The 17,774-nt window shown below is 31.5% G+C and carries 13 protein-coding genes; 3 read left to right on the forward strand and 10 right to left on the reverse strand.

Features of this window, described 5'->3' with window-relative positions:
- Nucleotides 1–217 precede the first annotated feature (217 nt).
- From ACJMLB_RS08360 to hxlB, 7 genes are all read right to left on the reverse strand, one after another.
- Nucleotides 218–1,738 carry a hypothetical protein gene (locus tag ACJMLB_RS08360; protein ID WP_405325296.1) on the reverse strand — a complete coding sequence of 507 codons (1,521 nt, stop codon included), beginning with the start codon at nucleotides 1,736–1,738 and terminating at the stop codon, nucleotides 218–220.
- A gap of 370 nt (nucleotides 1,739–2,108) precedes the next feature.
- A complete protein-coding gene (locus ACJMLB_RS08365) occupies nucleotides 2,109–2,720 on the reverse strand; it encodes a class I SAM-dependent methyltransferase (RefSeq protein ID WP_405325299.1) in 612 nt (203 codons plus the stop codon).
- A gap of 95 nt (nucleotides 2,721–2,815) precedes the next feature.
- Nucleotides 2,816–3,388 (reverse strand): FmdE family protein, encoded by a 573-nt coding sequence (locus ACJMLB_RS08370; RefSeq protein WP_292777702.1) that lies wholly within the window; start codon nucleotides 3,386–3,388, stop codon nucleotides 2,816–2,818.
- Between the two features lie 77 nt (nucleotides 3,389–3,465).
- Entirely contained in the window at nucleotides 3,466–4,299 is an 834-nt protein-coding gene (locus tag ACJMLB_RS08375; protein WP_405325302.1) for an ABC transporter ATP-binding protein, read from the reverse strand.
- Nucleotides 4,300–4,320: 21 nt separating this feature from the next.
- Nucleotides 4,321–5,346, reverse strand: a complete 1,026-nt coding sequence (locus ACJMLB_RS08380; RefSeq protein ID WP_292787595.1) for an iron ABC transporter permease — start codon at nucleotides 5,344–5,346, stop codon at nucleotides 4,321–4,323.
- A gap of 74 nt (nucleotides 5,347–5,420) precedes the next feature.
- Nucleotides 5,421–6,527, reverse strand: a complete 1,107-nt coding sequence (locus tag ACJMLB_RS08385; protein WP_405325306.1) for an ABC transporter substrate-binding protein — start codon at nucleotides 6,525–6,527, stop codon at nucleotides 5,421–5,423.
- Nucleotides 6,528–6,887: 360 nt separating this feature from the next.
- Complete coding sequence (gene hxlB, locus ACJMLB_RS08390) at nucleotides 6,888–7,478, reverse strand: 6-phospho-3-hexuloisomerase (protein ID WP_405289242.1); 591 nt, start codon at nucleotides 7,476–7,478, stop codon at nucleotides 6,888–6,890.
- A 238-nt stretch (nucleotides 7,479–7,716) separates the two neighbouring features.
- On the opposite strand from hxlB, the gene ACJMLB_RS08395 reads away from it, so the two are divergent.
- A complete protein-coding gene (locus tag ACJMLB_RS08395) occupies nucleotides 7,717–8,652 on the forward strand; it encodes a LysR family transcriptional regulator (RefSeq protein WP_405325309.1) in 936 nt (311 codons plus the stop codon).
- A gap of 103 nt (nucleotides 8,653–8,755) precedes the next feature.
- On the opposite strand, the gene thiC is transcribed toward ACJMLB_RS08395, so the two are convergent.
- Nucleotides 8,756–10,054 (reverse strand): phosphomethylpyrimidine synthase, encoded by a 1,299-nt coding sequence (gene thiC / locus ACJMLB_RS08400; protein ID WP_405325312.1) that lies wholly within the window; start codon nucleotides 10,052–10,054, stop codon nucleotides 8,756–8,758.
- Nucleotides 10,055–10,525: 471 nt separating this feature from the next.
- Complete coding sequence (locus ACJMLB_RS08405) at nucleotides 10,526–11,446, reverse strand: carbohydrate kinase family protein (RefSeq protein WP_405325315.1); 921 nt, start codon at nucleotides 11,444–11,446, stop codon at nucleotides 10,526–10,528.
- A 650-nt stretch (nucleotides 11,447–12,096) separates the two neighbouring features.
- On the opposite strand from ACJMLB_RS08405, the gene ACJMLB_RS08410 reads away from it, so the two are divergent.
- Both ACJMLB_RS08410 and ACJMLB_RS08415 read left to right on the forward strand, forming a co-directional pair.
- Entirely contained in the window at nucleotides 12,097–14,460 is a 2,364-nt protein-coding gene (locus tag ACJMLB_RS08410) for a peptidoglycan-binding protein (RefSeq protein WP_405325318.1), read from the forward strand.
- A 238-nt stretch (nucleotides 14,461–14,698) separates the two neighbouring features.
- Nucleotides 14,699–15,514, forward strand: a complete 816-nt coding sequence (locus ACJMLB_RS08415; protein WP_405325350.1) for an acyltransferase — start codon at nucleotides 14,699–14,701, stop codon at nucleotides 15,512–15,514.
- A 287-nt stretch (nucleotides 15,515–15,801) separates the two neighbouring features.
- On the opposite strand, the gene lysS is transcribed toward ACJMLB_RS08415, so the two are convergent.
- Nucleotides 15,802–17,388: a lysine--tRNA ligase gene (gene lysS, locus ACJMLB_RS08420; protein ID WP_405325321.1), complete on the reverse strand. Its 1,587-nt coding sequence runs from the start codon at nucleotides 17,386–17,388 to the stop codon at nucleotides 15,802–15,804.
- Nucleotides 17,389–17,774 lie beyond the last annotated feature (386 nt).

A 17,774-nucleotide genomic window follows, 5' to 3' on the forward strand; every position in this document is an offset into this window, starting at 1 on the left:
TATTATTTTTTATTTTTTTTCTTTTTTTATCAAGCTTTAAATAATTACTTCGTTAGAATAACTATTTGTTTAACTATCCTGTTTTTAAAATAAAAATTGTAAAAATAATGAAAATAGTGAGAATAGTAAAAATAATAAAATAATAAAATAATTAAAAATAGAAAATAAAAAAATTTAGTCATTAAGACTAAAAAAAAATAAAAAATAAAAATTTAAATTAATTTGACCTATCTCTTTTTCTCAATAATCCAAATGCAAATATTAGCAAAACAATAATGAAAACTAATATGTATCGGATATCAAAAGATTTTTGACTAATAGGATTGTCTTCAAATAATTCAACCATTTTCTTATTATTGGAATTCTCACTAACAAATGTGGAATTCACTTCATCTGATTCAATAGCTGATTTGCTTAATGTGGCTTTTGATTGATTGTTCAATAAGTTACTGGATGCACCATTTGATTGGTTGTTGAATGAATCCTTCAAATCTGCTCCATTATTTGTTTTTCTATTGGAATTATCTGCATCGTTTTTATCATCAAATTTCAATCCGCTATCACTTGAATTGAAACGTTTGAAATGATCATCATAATCCCTGCCATAATAATCCTGCAAAACATCAGAGTATCTGTTGAGCAATGAAAAGTCCAATAGGTCAAATAAGCCCATATTTTGATTAGTTCTAGTTGGTTTTATCCTTTTTGAAACATTATTAGGATCCAAAATAGAGGAATCGGTTGGGTCTTCATCTCCCCAATTGTTATCATCAAACTTAGGGAACAAATACTTTGCATCAGGCCATTTAACAAATACCTCTTTTCCTAAAGGAGAGGAATTATTTGTTATGATGTTATCATGCACGTTTATGACTGTTGTAGCATTGAACATTGGCTGTTGGATATAGAATGACCCTCCAGTTTTACCAGCTGTATTATTTAAAATAATCGAATTTGTGAGGTTGAGATTTCCGGAAACCATTACAGCACCGCCATTGGTTCCTGCTGTATTGTTGATAAAGATGCATCTGTCAAGACTTGAGTTTCCAGCCCAACTGTAATAGGCACCAGCCCACTCATCTGCATGATTATACATAAAAATACAATCTTGAACATTACCATATCCAAAAATGCTCACACGGATAGCTCCACCATCACGACGAGCAGAATTATTTATGAATACAGAATTATAAATGTCTGAACTTGCATAACAGGTAGTTACTGCACCACCATCATGATCTGCATGATTGCCTATGAATAAAGAATTATTTACAAATAAGTAACTTCTATCTGTATCATTTCCATAATTTGAAATAGCTCCTCCATTAGTGACATTCAATGCAGTGTTATTAATGAAAATGCAATTGTCAACATAAGTATTACCTGTTTCAATGCAGATTCCACCACCGAAATTATATGTTTTCCCATTCATAATGGTTAAGTTATTAAACTTTGCAGTTATGCCAATGTCTTGAATGAAAAATATTGATGATAATCCTTCACCATCGATAATGACTTCACGTGGGTCTCCATTGCCTTGCAGAGAAATGTTTTTGGTGATGTTGATTCCATGAACCTTATATGTGCCAGGTTCAAGCAGGATTGTATCGCCATTGTTTGCATTTTCTATTCTGCTAATCAAATCCTGTGAAGATTCATCTGAATTCTGGAGAGAATTAGAGTCCTTAAGAGTTGAATCTGAACTAGAAATGATAGGAGATTCAGTTATAAAATCCAAATCATCTATCTCTAAATCAAAACTGTCTTCATAAGCTAAATCTTCATTAAGAATATTATCATCAATAGTTTCTGCATTAATTGAAGGAACAGTAATCAGAAAAATTAATAATAAGCTAAATGATATCCATTTAACTTTGTCTTTTATTTATACACCTCCCTACAAATCGATTATTCAAATTAAAATCAATTTAATTAAATTTTATCAATAGTATTATCTTTATTGTTTTTCAATATATAATATTTTTCATAACGATAATTTTAAAAAATGACCAAATAGAATAAGATAAAATAATAAAAAAAGAATAATAAAAGAAGAATTATAAAAAATAATTAAAAAATTAAAAAAAATAAAAAGGAAAATTATGCCATTATTTTTGGAAAACAATCAAATAATGGGATTTTCCTTGAGGAATGTCCTCACCGCAATCAGGATTTAAAGAGAACAAACTCATTCCATGTTCCTTAAAGACTTCTTCCAAGTCTTCAGGACTGCTTCTTACAGTAATAGGAGGACCATGTTTAGCTTCCTGTTTCTTATAATCCATGATAGCTATTTTTCCACCAGGTTTGAGAATTCTTTTAAGCTCTTCAATAGCTTCATCCATTCTTCTGGTTGCCTTGAATCCATGCCATACATTAATCAATAGAATAATGTCAACTACATCATCATCCAAGTCAATATGATCTGGAATATCTGCACAAATTGGAATTAGATTATCATAACCCTTTTCATCAGCTGCCTTTTGAAGGTCTTCAATGGAAGGTTCATAGATATCCACGCCATAGATTATAGCATCATCATCTAAAATCTCTACAGCTTCAAGTGCAGCATGCCCATCACCACATCCTGCATCCATAAAAACTTCATTGCCCTTAAGGCCTAATTCCATAATAATGTCATGAGCATTCAAAAATGACTCGCTTGACCTACCTTGAATACGATGTCCATTTGCAGGTAACATGCCTGTTGTATTTGCCATAAATAATCACCATTTAAATTAATAAGTTAATGTAAAAGTTATCGAATAATTGATCGTTTATTTAATTAAACTAATAATAAATTTGAACCCATTTATTATTCATCAATTATCTCGTAATATGCCCCTTCAGCACATGGTATGCATACCGGTTTTCCACCACGGTTCAAGTGACGGCCATCAGTGATCTTTTCACCACAGATTGAACAGTATGTGCTTGTGTGTGGTTTACCAGGCATTTGAGAAGGCTTTAATTCAACGTGAACCTTTTCCACATTGAAGAGTTCTTCAGCAGGAGTTCTTTTGAATCTTTCAATCATTTCATCTCTGGTTTCTCTAATCTTTTCCTGTTTGTTAGCATCTGCATCAGATACTCTAATGGCTTCACCAGTATCCATATTATAGAAAGTCACTGCAAACTTACCATAGTACATTTGCTTTAGGGATCTTTTACCCATGGTACATTTGGTTACTGATTGAACTGCATCTGCCATGCATCTGTCAATTTCCAAAAATACAATTAGGTTCTTATGACGTTTGTTCAATTCAAATCCCATTAATTCCATACCATACATTGCAAGCTTGGTACCAATAGCTATTCCACCACAGATTTCTCCGTGGAATTCCTTAGCTTTTGCCAATTGCTCTTCATAATCTTCAACACTTACCATTTTTTCACCTTTTTAAATTATTTCTCGTTCATTTGATTGATTTAAAATATTAAATGATTTTATGAATATGATTTTATTTATAATTTTTTAGAGTATTTCTTTGAATAGTTGCTCAAGACCAATTCCAAATTGGTCTTTTGAGGAACACAAATCTTTCTATTGTTCTCCAATTCAACAAGCTTAACATCAATCCCATATGCATTTTTCAAGTTCTCTTCAGTCAAGACATCATCAGGATTTCCAAAGTCAATGAATGACTTGTCTTTCATTATAGCCACCTTTGTAGCTACCAAAAATGCATGATCAGGATAATGTGAAGACATTATGACAGCAAGTCCAAGTTCAGACAACTGTTCGATTATTTCTAAAAGCTTGATTTGATTTCCAAAGTCCAAGTGATTGGTTGGTTCATCCAATATAAGCAAATCAGGCTCTTGAGCCAAGACTCTTGCTAAAAATACAAGCTGTCTTTCACCTCCACTTAGATTGGTATAGCTTTTATCCTTTAAATCTTCAATTCCAAGAGTTTTAAGTGCATTTAACGCTATTTCCTTATCTTCTTCTCTAGGAGATGCAGTTAAATTAATGTATGGAGACCTACCCATCAATACCACATCAAAGACACTGAAAGGAAAAGATGGAATATGCCCCTGAGGGATATAACCTACAGTCTTTGCAATATCATTAAATGATAGCTTGTCAATATTTTCACCATTTAAGAGAACTGTTCCTGAATTAACCTTATGCAGTCCATTTAAAGTTTTAATCAATGTGGTCTTTCCTGTCCCATTTGGTCCTAAAATACATAGGACATCTCCCTTTTCTATTGAAAAGCTAATGTTTTCAAATACGATTGGAGAATCCTTATCATAAGAAAAGGAAACATCTTTAACTTCAACTAATTTTGCCATGAAAACACCGATTACATAAAATTAATTCCACTCAGAATAACCTCTTCTAAGCAAGTAGAGGAATATTGGGACACCTATAACTGCTGTTAGGATACCAATTGGAATCTCAATAGAGATGAATGTTCTTGAAATGTTATCAATCAGAAGCAGGAAACTTGCACCAATGCTTAATGAAGCAGGAAGCAAGATCTTATGGTCCGGACCTACTATGATACGTGTCATATGAGGCACTACAAGTCCAATCCAACCAATGATTCCACTGATTGAAACAGCTGCAGATGTAACTAAAGTACATGCTACAATAATAATAAACCTTAATTTTCCAGGGTCCAATCCAAGAGATTGGGCCTCTTCATCCCCCATTGACAGAACATTCAAATGCCATCTTAAAATCATTATGACAGTTACGCCAATGAGAAGAGGAATGATAATCATTGACAATTTATTAAAATTAACTGCAGATAAACTGCCCATAAGCCAATAAGTGATTTGAGGCAATTTATCATAAGGATCTGCCATGAATTTGGTCCCTGAAATCAAAGCATTGAAGAATGCAGAAACTGCTGTACCTGAAAGAACAAGCAAAAGAATTCCTCCAGCCCTATATGATTTAGAGATTACATAGGTGATTGATACAGAGATTATTCCAAATATGAATGCTGACAACTGAATCAATGCATTTCCCATATTCGCTAAAATAGCAATAGCTGCACCAAAACCCGCTCCAGCAGATACCCCTAACAAATCTGGAGAAACAAGAGGGTTCTTGAATATTCCTTGAAATGAAGCTCCTGCTAATGACAAACAAGCACCAACAAGCAAAGCTGCAATTATACGGGGCAATCTAATAGTGAAAACTATTGAATTTAGCTCAGGAGATACAGCTAAAGATGGGAAAATAGGACTTAAAATAGTCTTTATTACATCTATAGGAGCTACTGGATATCTACCTAACATAAAAGACACAAAGAATAAAAAAATTGGAAGTGCAATCAGTAAAAGGTAAATAACCAAATTATCAATATTTAAAGAAGAATTCTCACTCATCAATACAAATCCTTAAAATTATTCAAAAAATTAATAAAAGAATAGGAAAATCCTATTCTCTTTAAACTATTCAACTATAAATCTGATTCATTAAGACCGGAAGAAGTTAAAATATCCTTAGCTTCATCATCACTTAAATCATAGTGATAGAAATTGCTGTAAAACTCTTTAGTTGCATCCACCATATTGATGTTGGAATACTTATCAGGATAAATTACCTTAGCGGTCCAAGGAACACCAATGATTATATTGGCACCTGGGGGCCTATCAAACCATTTGAATGGGGATTGCGGTGAAAGATAAACCTGATGATTCTTTACTGCCTTTACACTGGCCCATTTGGAATCGCTGTAAACGTTTCCGTAAAAGTCTTCATCAGTGGCAATTATCACATCAGGATTCCATTTCATTACCTGTTCAATGGAAACAGTCAATTCACTTCCACTGCCTTGAATTTCAGTATCAGCCACATTCTTTCCTCCAACAAGGGATATTAGTTGACCATGGGAAGCACCACTTGCATAAGTGGACAAACCATCCTCACCAGAAGCATAATAAACAGACTTCCTTTCAGATTCAGGAATGGAACTTGCAGTGGATTGGACTTCAGCCAAATACTTATCATTAAAGTCAATAAGCTGATTTGCCTTATCTTCTGCACCTAACAGCTTTCCTAAAAATTCAATGGTATTGTCTATCTTTGTAACATTGGTATTGTCAGTTACAGCAACAACAGGAAGTGATCCGAATTTCTCTTGTCTTTCTTCAACAGTTGACAAATCAACGCCCATGCCTTCATCAATGCCTTCTACAACCAAATTCGGTTCTGAAGCAATGAACTCCTCATAATTACCATCTTGGCTTCCAAACCATCCTCCTACAACTGGAAACTTTTCCTTGTATTGATCAGGAACATACTTAAGCTCCTCATCAGTCCATTGGAAGTTTACACCAGCTAACTTATCTGGAGCCAACATATACATGATTGTAGTCATTGGAGGGCTTGTAGCAACTACCCTATTAACATCACTTGGAATGTTCACTGTTCTGTTTGCCATATCAGTTATTGTTTGATTACCTGATGAATTCATTGAAGATGGAGAGCTGAATATGCTGATAGCAACTCCACAAATAACCAATGCAATTAGAACAAGCAATATTATTTTTGTTTTCTTTTCCATAGAATTACCTAAAAATTATATATAAACATGAAATATTTTTCATATCAATTATATAAATAATTTTCTAAAATATTTATAATAAGGTTTTTTTGAAAAAAATAAGTAAATTAAAGCTTTGACGATTAAGAAAAACATTTCATAATGATATTAAATTAAATTAAAATTTAAATAGAATTGTAAATCGAATATAAAATGGTTTAATAACACTTAAAAAATGGAAAAATTAATAAAAAAATTAATAAGAAAATTAATTAAAAAATCTGAGATATGAAATATAAAGAGTTAAAAAAATAGGAATTAAAAAAAGATTTTAAAAAAAATAAGAATATTAAAAAAATAAAAATAAAAAATATTTTAGAGTTATTCTAAAACAGTGTGTCTATTCTTCAAGTCCTCTTCGGTTTTTCCCATAGCTTCCATCAATTCAGAAACCAATCCGTCAAGGAAAACCAATGAAGTCAATTCAAAAGCAGTTCCAAGAGGAGTCAATGAAGTATAATTTCCTTTAATTTGTCTTTTAAGGTAATTTTCATCATCCACTTCAACTTTTGTTCTACCTTTAACATGAATTATACCATCTGCCAATTGACCTAAGCTGCTTTCTGGATAAGAGGTCAATGCCAATACTTTTGCTCCTCTTTTTTTAGAAATTCTAGCAGCAGTTACTATGGTATTTGTTTCTCCAGAACCTGAAATCGCTAAAATGCAATCTCCTGCATTTATTGCTGGAGAAATGGTTTCACCTACAACATAAGAGCTTAAGCCCAAATGCATCAATCTCATTGCAAATGCCTTAGCTGCAAGTCCAGATCTGCCTGCACCAGTTACAAAGATGTTGTCTGCAGTTGTAATGATTTCAATAAAATTTGCTATATCCTCTTCAACTAAATACTCTTCTGCATCACGAATATTGTCTAAAATTGCCTCAATTGCTGATAACATAAACTCCATTTAAATCTCTACCTAAACTTAATACATAATTTCAATAATTATTAAATTAACTTAAAAAGCATGAAAAGAAAAATAAAAAACAAAAATTTAACTAATAAATATTTTGAAATTAGATAATAATATTATATTCATTAAGATATTTAAAATTAATCAGTACTAAAAACAAAAACTTTTTTTAATATTTTAAATAAAAGAAAATATATATTTTCAAAATAAAAATGGGTTTTAGAGGAATTATATGCCAAGCAGTGAAAATCAAAATCAGGAAAATGTTGATAATAATGAAAATAACACCATTAAACCTGAAATTGGAATTGAAATAGATGGAATATCATTTAATTACAAATTCTTTGAAACCTTGGAATCATTGTCAAAAACATATTCCCAAAGAAAAACTGCTAAGGAATTGAAAGTGTCTCATTCTGTGCTTAACAGAAGAATCAAAAATGCTGAGGACAAACTTGGTGAGAAATTGGTCATTACAGTAGGTTCCGGTTCAGAATTAAGCGAAAAGGGATATGAACTCCTGGACATTTACTACAAATACAAAAATCGATTGGAGGATAGAAAAGAGATCATAATCGCCGGAGGCCACATCATTACAGGCCTGCTTCAGGCAATAAGTTATGACTTGCCATTCAATACATTGATTTACAGCAGTGATGACGAAAGTGCATATGAACTTGCAAAACAGGATTTGGTTGACATTTTAGCATTGGACGACCCATTGCTTGCTTTTGAAAATGACTTGAACTTTACAGCTATTGCCTATGACCATCTAGTACTGATTTCCCCAAATCATGGAAAAACAATTGAAAAGATAGAAGATTTGGAAGGATTGAAATTCATTGGAGTCAAAGGAAGTGCTCAAAGGTTAGCGTGGAGCACTTTAAGACAGGAAAACATTAATTTCACCATTGAAAGGGAAGTTAAATCACAATTTGATGCATTCAAGATTGTAAGAAACTCTGATGAATACTATACTTTCCTAAATGCAAGCTATTTCAACGGAAATGAAATCCTAAAAAATGAAACCCGCCACGTAATAAGTTTGGTTCAAATAAATGATACAAAAGATGACATTTATAATTTGATTGAATATTTACTTTTTGATGGACAAATAAAAATAGGGGAACAAGGATTTATACCAATGAAACCTTGGAAAACCAGATAAATATTAAATAAAAATAATAAAAAAATATATAAAAAATATATAAAAGAATAAAAAGCTAATAAAAAAAGAAAATAAGTTTCATTAAATGAAACTTAATGCCAACTTATTTTATTAAATCAGAATCAGATTGGTCTAACCATTGATTTACTATTTTTACAGCACAATAGTTACCGCACATTGTACAAGTGTCCTCTTCTTCAGGAGGTCTTTCATCTCTTTTTGCACGTGCAGCTTCTGGGAACATTGCACATTCGTATTGAGCTTCCCAATCTAATCTTTTTCTTGCTTCAGCCATAGCCAAGTCTTGTGAACCATCGATTTGACCGCTAGCCAAGTCACCTGCATATGCACCGATTCTGGTTGCAATTACACCTTCTTTTACATCTTCAGGAGATGGTAAAGCCAAGTGTTCTGCAGGAGTTACATAACAAATGAAGTCTGCTCCAGCTTTTGCAGAAGATGCTGCACCGATTGCGGAAACGATATGGTCGTAACCAGGTGCCACATCACATACAATAGGTCCTAACATATAGAAAGGAGCATTGGAACACATTTTCTTTTGAATCATTACATTGGTTGGAATCTCATTGATAGGAATGTGACCTGGACCTTCAATCATACATTGCACACCAGCATCACGGGATCTGTCAATCAATTCTCCTAAAATAATCAATTCTTGGATTTGAGCCCTATCGGTAGAGTCTGCAATGGAACCTGCTCTCATACCATTTGCAAGGGAAAGAACCACATCATGTTCCTTTGCAATTTCCAATACATAATCAAAGTTAGAGTATAATGGGTTTTCCTTTTCATTTTCTACAATCCAACCGGACATGAATGATCCTCCACGGGATACGAGTCCAGTTACACGGCCTTGTCTTTTAAGTCTTGTCAATGTTTCAATGTTGATACTGCTGTGAACAGCCATGAAGTCAATACCGTCTTTCGCTTGCTTTTCAATGGTGTTGAATAAGTCATCTTCATCCATATAGATTACAGAACCATGCTCTCTTATGCTTTCAATAGCAGCTTGGTATACCGGTACGGAACCTACAGGAAGTGGGGACATGTCTAAAACCCTGTTTCTTATTACATCCAAGTCTCCACCGATACTTAATTCCATCAAACAGTCTGCACCATGATCAATTGCAATCTGTGCTTTATATACCTCTTCATCAAAGTTTACGATATCTGTAGAGGTTCCTACAGTTGCATTTACTTTTGTTCTAAGGCCTGCACCAATACCTGCTGCTTCAATATCCCTGTTTACATTAGAAGGGATTACAATAGTACCGTTTGCTACAGACCTTAAGATAAAATCTTCGCTAACTCCTTCGATTTTAGCGACATGTTTCATTTCTTCTGTTAATATGCCTTTTTTTGCATCGCTTATTTGTGTCATCATCTATCTCCATTGTTTTGATTATGCTAGATTATCATAAAATCAAATTTTTATTAGAATCCTTTATTTCTTTAAATTATGTTGAGGAATCGTTTAATTTAAATTCAAATATATTTTATTAAAGTAAAGTTAAATTTAATTCTATTTGAGTTGATTTTATGATTTTATTTAATTATTTTATCTAATATAAAGATATCTATTTTATATGACCTTTATTCACAAAATAAAGCACTCACAAGCCTTTTTTATCAAATAGTTTTGATATATATCAAATACATTTTATTAAATTTTAAGTTTTTTTAAAAATTGATTAAAAAATTCTAAAAATCAAAAAACAATAAAGAAAATAAAATTCAATTAACAATCAAAATTAAGAAAAAAATTTAGAAAAAAGAATAATGAAAAATAATAAAAATTGTAAAAAATAGGGATAATAAAAAGAAAAATAAGAAAAATAATAGAAAAATAGAATTATTTGTAGAAATCCATCATTCTATTATATGCATCATCAAAAGTAGGCATGTTTGTTTGACATCCTTGCTTTTCAACAACAAATGATGAAACGGATGAAGCAAATTTAGCAGCTTCCTCTAATGAAGCGCCATAAATAAGTCTAGAAACGAATCCTGCCTTATAGGAGTCTCCTGCACCAGTAGGATCAACAGCAGGCCTATAAATAGACTCAACTTCTATTTTGCCTTCATCAGGACTATAGATGATACTTCCTTTAGAACCACAGGTCATTAGAACAACCTCTGGACCTAAATCCATCAAACCATTGATATCAACATTCATTGACTCTTGAATACGCTTGATTTCATGATGATTACCAAATAAGATGTTTACATTAGAGATGACTTCCTTCAATTTCTTAGGACTGTACATTCCTAAGTCTTGGCCTGGATCGAAGGATACCAATCTTTCCTCTTCCTTAGCAACGATTCCTGTTTTGCAATTGAAATGAGGATCTCCTGTTGCCAAATGAACCGCCTTAAATTCCTTTATCTTGTCTCTTGGAACTTCACTGTCATGGAACTCTTTTCCAGCACCCCAGTAGAAATAACTGATTTGATCTTGATTGTTGTTTGTCATGACAAATGCTGTTGGAGTACTCTCCTCTTGGGATATGATTAAAGCTTCAGTGTCAACACCCAACTTTTGCATATTCTTGTGATAATGAGAATCAATGAATTCACATCCTACAGCAGAAACCAATCCAGTTTTCATCCCTAAAGTCGCACCAATCATTGCAACGTTTGCTGCTGCACCACCATTCAAGTTTTTCATGGTTTTCATAGGTGCAGAATTATTTGCTTTAGGAAACTCATCAACTGTGATGATATAATCCAATGCAGTATGTCCCACCGCTAATAAATCTTTTTTTACACTCAAATAAATACAACCCTTTCACTCTTGTTTTTAACTGTTTAAACCGTTTTAACTGTTAATAAAAAAATCAATGAAAAAGCATGAAAAACTTTATCAATGACTTTTTTTAGATAAAATAAGATTAAATATGATTATTTTAAAAAAACAATGCAGATTATCATCTTATTAATAAATTAAATAATATTTACTGATTTAAATTTAGAAAAAATTCAATCAAAAAATATTATTGAATTGAAAAATTTTTTTCTAAAATTAGTACAATATTATTTTAGACTTCCCAATATTTAATGATTTTTATTAACATATGTATGTAAAATTTTTCGATAGAATCGAAACAAAAAATCATCAACATTTTAGTAATGAATATTTTATTTTTATAATAATTTTAACTTGCGATAGCATTTGAAAACTAATATTTTTAAATGCCTTCAACTTTACTAAATTAAAAATATTAAAAAAATTGTAGTAAATTAAAAAATTTAATTAAATTTCAATTTTTAAAAAGAAAAATATATAAAAACTAAACATTAAAATTAGAATTATATCACGAAGTGAATAATATTTATTTTTGATTATAAATTTTATAAAATGGGGGCTAAATTATTAGCAAGATTAATAAAATAAAAAGTGTTTTAACATTATTTCTTATTATTATGGCAATATTTTGTCTTATAAGTTCTATTAGTGCAGTAGAATTATCTGATAATGATATAAATCAAAATATTGATGATAATATAATCAATACTATCGAAACAAGTGAAGAAAACAATGCCATTGCAAACACAATTGAAACTGAAAGTCTGAATTCAGAAAGTATCCAAGATGAAACCTCTTTAAATCAACTTAAAGAGAGCAATTCCAATTCTATCTATGTTTCTACAGATGGAAATGATATAATTGGTGATGGAAGCAAAAATAAGCCATTTAAAACCATTAAACAAGGAATTGATAATAGCATAAATGGGTCAACAATATATCTATCTGAAGGAGAATTTGAGGGATTCAATCTTACAATAGATAAAACATTAACTATCGAAGGTAAGACAGATAAGACCATAATTGATGCTAAAAATATCGCTAGAATATTCATAATGAACTCCGATGCCAAATTAACATTGATAGGGTTAAACCTAATCAATGGAAACATTATTGCTGATGGTGCAGGAGTAGGAGGATCCATTTACAATAATGGAGGTGAATTGACTTTAATCAATTGTACAATTAAGGATTCCTATGCAGACCTGTATGGTGGAGCGATATTCAATAATAATGGAAAATTGACCATAATTAAATCAAATATAATAAATAACAGCGCAGTCCAATATGGAGGGGCAATCTACTCATCAGGAATAACAGAAATTGAAAAGTCCTACTTCAGCGAAAATCATATCACAGCTGAAAAAGGAGTGGGTGGAGCCATTGCATGTGGAGGAATTGCAAATATAGAAGACACAGCCTTCTTTAAAAATTATGCAATATATTCAGCAGGAGCAATACTCTCCTTAGCAAATACCACAATAAACAACTGCAGCTTTATTAATCAGACCACAGAATACACTGGAGGAGCAATAAGCAATCACAATTATATGATAATCAACAACAGCCAGTTTATAAATGGATATTCAAGATTTTATGCAGCTGCAATCCTTGCACCTCCAAGTGGACAGCATGTTGTAACTGAAGTTTACAATACTGTCTTTGATGGCAATCATGTAACCAATCATGCTGCAGTCTCAAACAACTTTAAGGACACCGAACTTAAAATGGAAAATTGTGCACTTGTAAACAATTACATCCTTACAATGGGTGTGAAACGTTATGGGGATGTTGCATTGGATGACAACGCTTCCTTATTATACTGCTGGTGGGGACAAAATGAAATAGGCAATTACTATTCACCACATAGTGAAGCTTGGGAAGCATGGAAAATAAATGCATCAAAATGGCTAATCATGACTTTCACTTCAAGCAATGAAATCATTGAACAAGAGAAAAGCAATATATTAACAGTTAGCTTACATCAATATTTTGATAATGAAACAAAAGAGATTTATGACTATGATGAAGACATCAACTTGCCATTGACTGTAAGATTCTATACTAGCACAGGAAAGACAATTGATAATGTAATCATGAAAAATGGTACTGCAATTCTAAATTATAAACCTGAGCTTAATGTAAGATACGTCTATGCAGAGTTAAACAACCAAACATTAACCATTCCGGTTAAAATGAAAAATGAATCCAATCTTACAGCTAATGATTTGACAAAATATTATAAGAGCACAAAGGACTTAAGCATTAAATTGACAGATGGGAACAAGAATCCCCTTGCCAATAAGGAAATAAGTATTACCATATCCGGAAAAGAGTATAAAATTAAAACCAATTCCAATGGAATAGCTAAATTAGCAATCAATCTTTATCCTGGAACTTATGACGCTGCTATAAATTTTGTCGATAGTGATTTTAGGAATCATAAGAAGACCATCAAGATTACTGTCCTAAAGAATAAAACTTCCATAATCGCTAAAGATCTTATCAAATACTATAAAAAAGGCAAAAAATTAACTGTGAAATTATTAGATAGCAATAATAAAGCTCTCAAGTCAAAAGTCATTAAGCTGAAAATTAATGGAAAGACTTATTCTACAAAAACCAATAGCAAAGGAATAGCCACTTTTGCGATTAATAATGAAGTTGGAACTTATAAAGCTACCATCATTTATCTCGGAAATAAAATCTATAAGAAATCAAGTAAAACTGTGAAAATAACAGTGAAAAATGGTTTCAAAACCGTTTGCAGAGGCAGCAAGGATACTCTAACTGTTAAAAAAATACAAAGAGCCTTGAAAAAGAATGGATACTACCTTAAATATAAGGGCCATTACTTAAAAATTGATGGAAAATTTGGATTTAATACTGAAAGAGCAGTTAAACAGTTCCAAAAAGCTAAAAAGCTAAAAGTTAACGGAAAAGTGGATTATGAAACCGCCATTAAGCTAAAAATAATCTAAATTTATAGTTCTCATATCTATAAATTTTAATAAACATTTATTAATGGAAAAAATCATAAAATAACTATATAATATTTAAAACTGTATAGTATTTAAAAAATATTATAATCGATTAAACGAATTTAGCTGTTAAAAAAAAATAATGGTTAAATTTGCAAGTAAACAAATTATGAAAAATAATTGATTGTCTGATATATATGACAATATACTGGATAATTGATAGCGGACGGTGGTTTTTATTTCCGAAGAAGAAATTGAAACTTTAAAAGAGAAATTAGCTAAAAAAGATGAGAAACTTAAAAATCAGGCAAGTGAATTGAATCATTTAACCAATGAAGTAATTCCTGATTTGAAAAAGGAGAATAAAGAATTAAAAGCACTGAAAACCGAACTTACTGAGGCATTGGAAACAAGCACAAAGAAATATTTTGATCAACTTGAAATTAATGCCGACTTAAGTGAAAGCGTTACAAAAAAAGGTGCTGGTCTTCAATTAGCTAAAGTCAGATTGGATGAGATTGAGAAACTTGTTGTCGAACTTGAAGAAAAAGCTAATGAAAAAGAGGCAGAAATTGCATCTGAAGAAGGATTAAGCGAAGATGAAAAATCAATAATTGATGAGCTTAACAAGGAAATCAAGGAATTGAACAAGGAATTGGATGCAAAAGACAGAGTCATTGACAACAAGGAAAAGGAAATCAAAAGAAAGCAAAATCAATTGAAAGACAAAAACGCTGAAATTGATGACTTGAAAGAAAATCTAATTCCAAAACTCAAGGCGGAATCAGCTGAACTTAATGCTAAAATCAAATCCAATCAAGCAGCATATGAAGCAGAAAAAGCAGGAGTTGGAGGAAAAATCGCTAAATTAGAAGCGGAAATAAAAAACCTTAACGAAAAATTAGATAATAAACAGAGAGATTACAATAAGTTAAGCACTGCAATGAATGCAAAAGACAAAACAATCAACTCTCTTAAAAACAAAAACCAACAATTATCTGAACAACTTAAAGAAGATAGCAAAGGATTCCTTAGCAAAATCAGAGGCAGATAATTGTATTTCGATTGATTAATTTTTATTAATTAATCCTTTTTTCTTTTTTTTTACAAATTTTATTTACTACACTATCTTTTAGACTAATTATTTTTTAGATAAAATTCTATTTTTAAAAATAAAGTTTGAATATAATCGAACGAATAAATCTTAGATTATTTTAGAAATAATGAAGAAATGAGAAATAAAAAATAAAAAAAATAGTAGATATTGAGAGTAGAAAATTACTCCCAACTATTGGAAAAAATTTTGGTCAAGGTTTTTGACCGAAGGTCAAAAAGCTTGGTCTAAGCTTCTTGTCTTAACCTTTTAACTACAAAGTCCTTATCTAAAGAGAGTAAGAATGAAGCTGCTCTTGGTCCTTGTTTTTGGCCAAGAATCATTTTATAGATAGCTTGGAAAGCCTTTTGTGGTTTCAATCCATGGCTTTCTAAAACTTCATACATAGCATCATGCAATTCTTCAGCAGATGAGAACTCTTTTTCTTCCATCAAATCAGCAAGGTCTTTCAAGAATGCAATTTGATCATCTGGAAGAGGCAATTTTGGAATGGAATCGTATTGAACTTGGAACTTGACAAATTTAGGAGCATATTTGTCTAACCAAACAATTACATTATCCACTCTTTCATCATATTGAGCCAATTCAAGTTCGCTTAAGTCACAGAAGTCTTTATCCTTAAAGCTTTTGGTTAATTGTGAATTCTTTTTCAAAATTCCAAAGATCTTTTCAAGGTCCTTTTCTCCAACAATTTGATAAGCATTTACCAAGAATCTGAAAGGAGGTCTGAATGGTAAAGGTGCATCAGCATTGATTTGAGCATTTTTGTAGATGCTTTTGAATTTTCTGCCTTCTTTTTCAGATGGTGCTTCCTCTTCATCGTAAAATACTCTTTCAACCTTATCAAAGGTGTCCATAAAGTCTAACCATGGCATTTTTGGAGAGAAGTCTTTGGATTTCATTGGTTTGCTTCTGAATAAGTAATAGTTAAGACTTTCTGCAGGTCCGATTTCCAACCATTGTTCTGGAGTGAAGAATACACCATGAGATTTACTCATTGCTTCACCATCCAATGTGATCCATTCGTATGGAACTGGATATGGTGCTGGGTAATCAAAGATCTCTTCAGAGATTACACTACTTACATCATAAGATCCACCAGCTGCTGCGTGGTCTTTTCCAAATGGTTCACAAGTGGTTCCAAAGATTTTCCATCTTGCTGCCCATTCAACTCTCCAGGTAAGTTTACCGTTACCGGATTTAATGTCCATTTCACCATCGTGACCGCACTCACATCTGTATTTTACAATGTCACCATCGAAGTCATATGCTTCAGTGGTGTTTACTCTTCCACATTTTTCACAGATTGGGTTGTAAGGTAACCAGTGGTCTGCGAGTGGCTCTCTTCTGTATTGGTCAAATATGGCTTTGATCTCATTGTGCTTTTCAAGGGATATTCTGATTGATTCAAGATAAGAACCATCCTTATACATCTCAAAACCAGATTTAGGGGTTATTTCAATACCATAAGCATCAAGAACTTTGAATAATGGTTTTTCAAAGTGTTCCACAAAGTTTTTACAGCATCCTTCAGGACATGGAATCATAGAGTATGGCATACCAAGGTATTTGTCATAAGATTCAGGAAGTGGAAAAGGAACTTTTCTAAGAGGGTCATGGTCATCTGCAATCCAGATGGTTTCTGCATCATTTCCTAATTCTCTTAAAGCTTTTCCTATTGCGTTAGCTATAAATACGTCACAAGAATTTCCAATATGTATAGAACCTGATATAGATGTACCACTTGCTATGACATGTTTTTCTACATCCATTTCATTTAATTCATCAGCGATTCTTTCAATCCAATGTTTCATTGTTTCACCATAATAATTATAAAAGCTGCTTTCAATTTAATGAGTTTTATATTCCAAACCGTATATGAAAGCCATAATGAAGTAATAAATTAATATAAATTCGATACTATTGATAATAAATATTCAATATAAATATCCAATAAAAATATCCTAATAATTTATTATATTATATATTTTTATTATCATCTTATAAAAAATTAATTACGAAAATTTGGAATTAATCAAAAAAATCATGATAAAAATTATATGAAAAAATAGATTTGGAAAATTTTTTAAAAATTTATAGAAATTTTATAAAAATAGCCATTAAAGGATGTAAATAGGATTCTTTTAAAGAACCCTATTAAGTGGAAAAATAGAGTCAAGCTCTATATAAAAATTAAATT

This window comes from Methanobrevibacter sp., from assembly GCF_045114555.1.
Taxonomy (GTDB): domain Archaea; phylum Methanobacteriota; class Methanobacteria; order Methanobacteriales; family Methanobacteriaceae; genus Methanobrevibacter.

Excerpts from the sequence above, each read along its gene's own strand:
- ACJMLB_RS08365 (WP_405325299.1), bottom strand. The coding sequence starts at position 2,720 with ATGGCAAATACAACAGGCATGTTACCTGCAAATGGACATCGTATTCAA.
- ACJMLB_RS08370 (WP_292777702.1), bottom strand. The coding sequence starts at position 3,388 with ATGGTAAGTGTTGAAGATTATGAAGAGCAATTGGCAAAAGCTAAGGAA.
- ACJMLB_RS08375 (WP_405325302.1), bottom strand. The coding sequence starts at position 4,299 with ATGGCAAAATTAGTTGAAGTTAAAGATGTTTCCTTTTCTTATGATAAG.
- ACJMLB_RS08380 (WP_292787595.1), bottom strand. The coding sequence starts at position 5,346 with ATGAGTGAGAATTCTTCTTTAAATATTGATAATTTGGTTATTTACCTT.
- ACJMLB_RS08385 (WP_405325306.1), bottom strand. The coding sequence starts at position 6,527 with ATGGAAAAGAAAACAAAAATAATATTGCTTGTTCTAATTGCATTGGTT.
- hxlB (WP_405289242.1), bottom strand. The coding sequence starts at position 7,478 with ATGGAGTTTATGTTATCAGCAATTGAGGCAATTTTAGACAATATTCGT.
- ACJMLB_RS08395 (WP_405325309.1), top strand. The coding sequence starts at position 7,717 with ATGCCAAGCAGTGAAAATCAAAATCAGGAAAATGTTGATAATAATGAA.
- thiC (WP_405325312.1), bottom strand. The coding sequence starts at position 10,054 with ATGACACAAATAAGCGATGCAAAAAAAGGCATATTAACAGAAGAAATG.
- ACJMLB_RS08410 (WP_405325318.1), top strand. The coding sequence starts at position 12,097 with ATGGCAATATTTTGTCTTATAAGTTCTATTAGTGCAGTAGAATTATCT.
- lysS (WP_405325321.1), bottom strand. The coding sequence starts at position 17,388 with ATGAAACATTGGATTGAAAGAATCGCTGATGAATTAAATGAAATGGAT.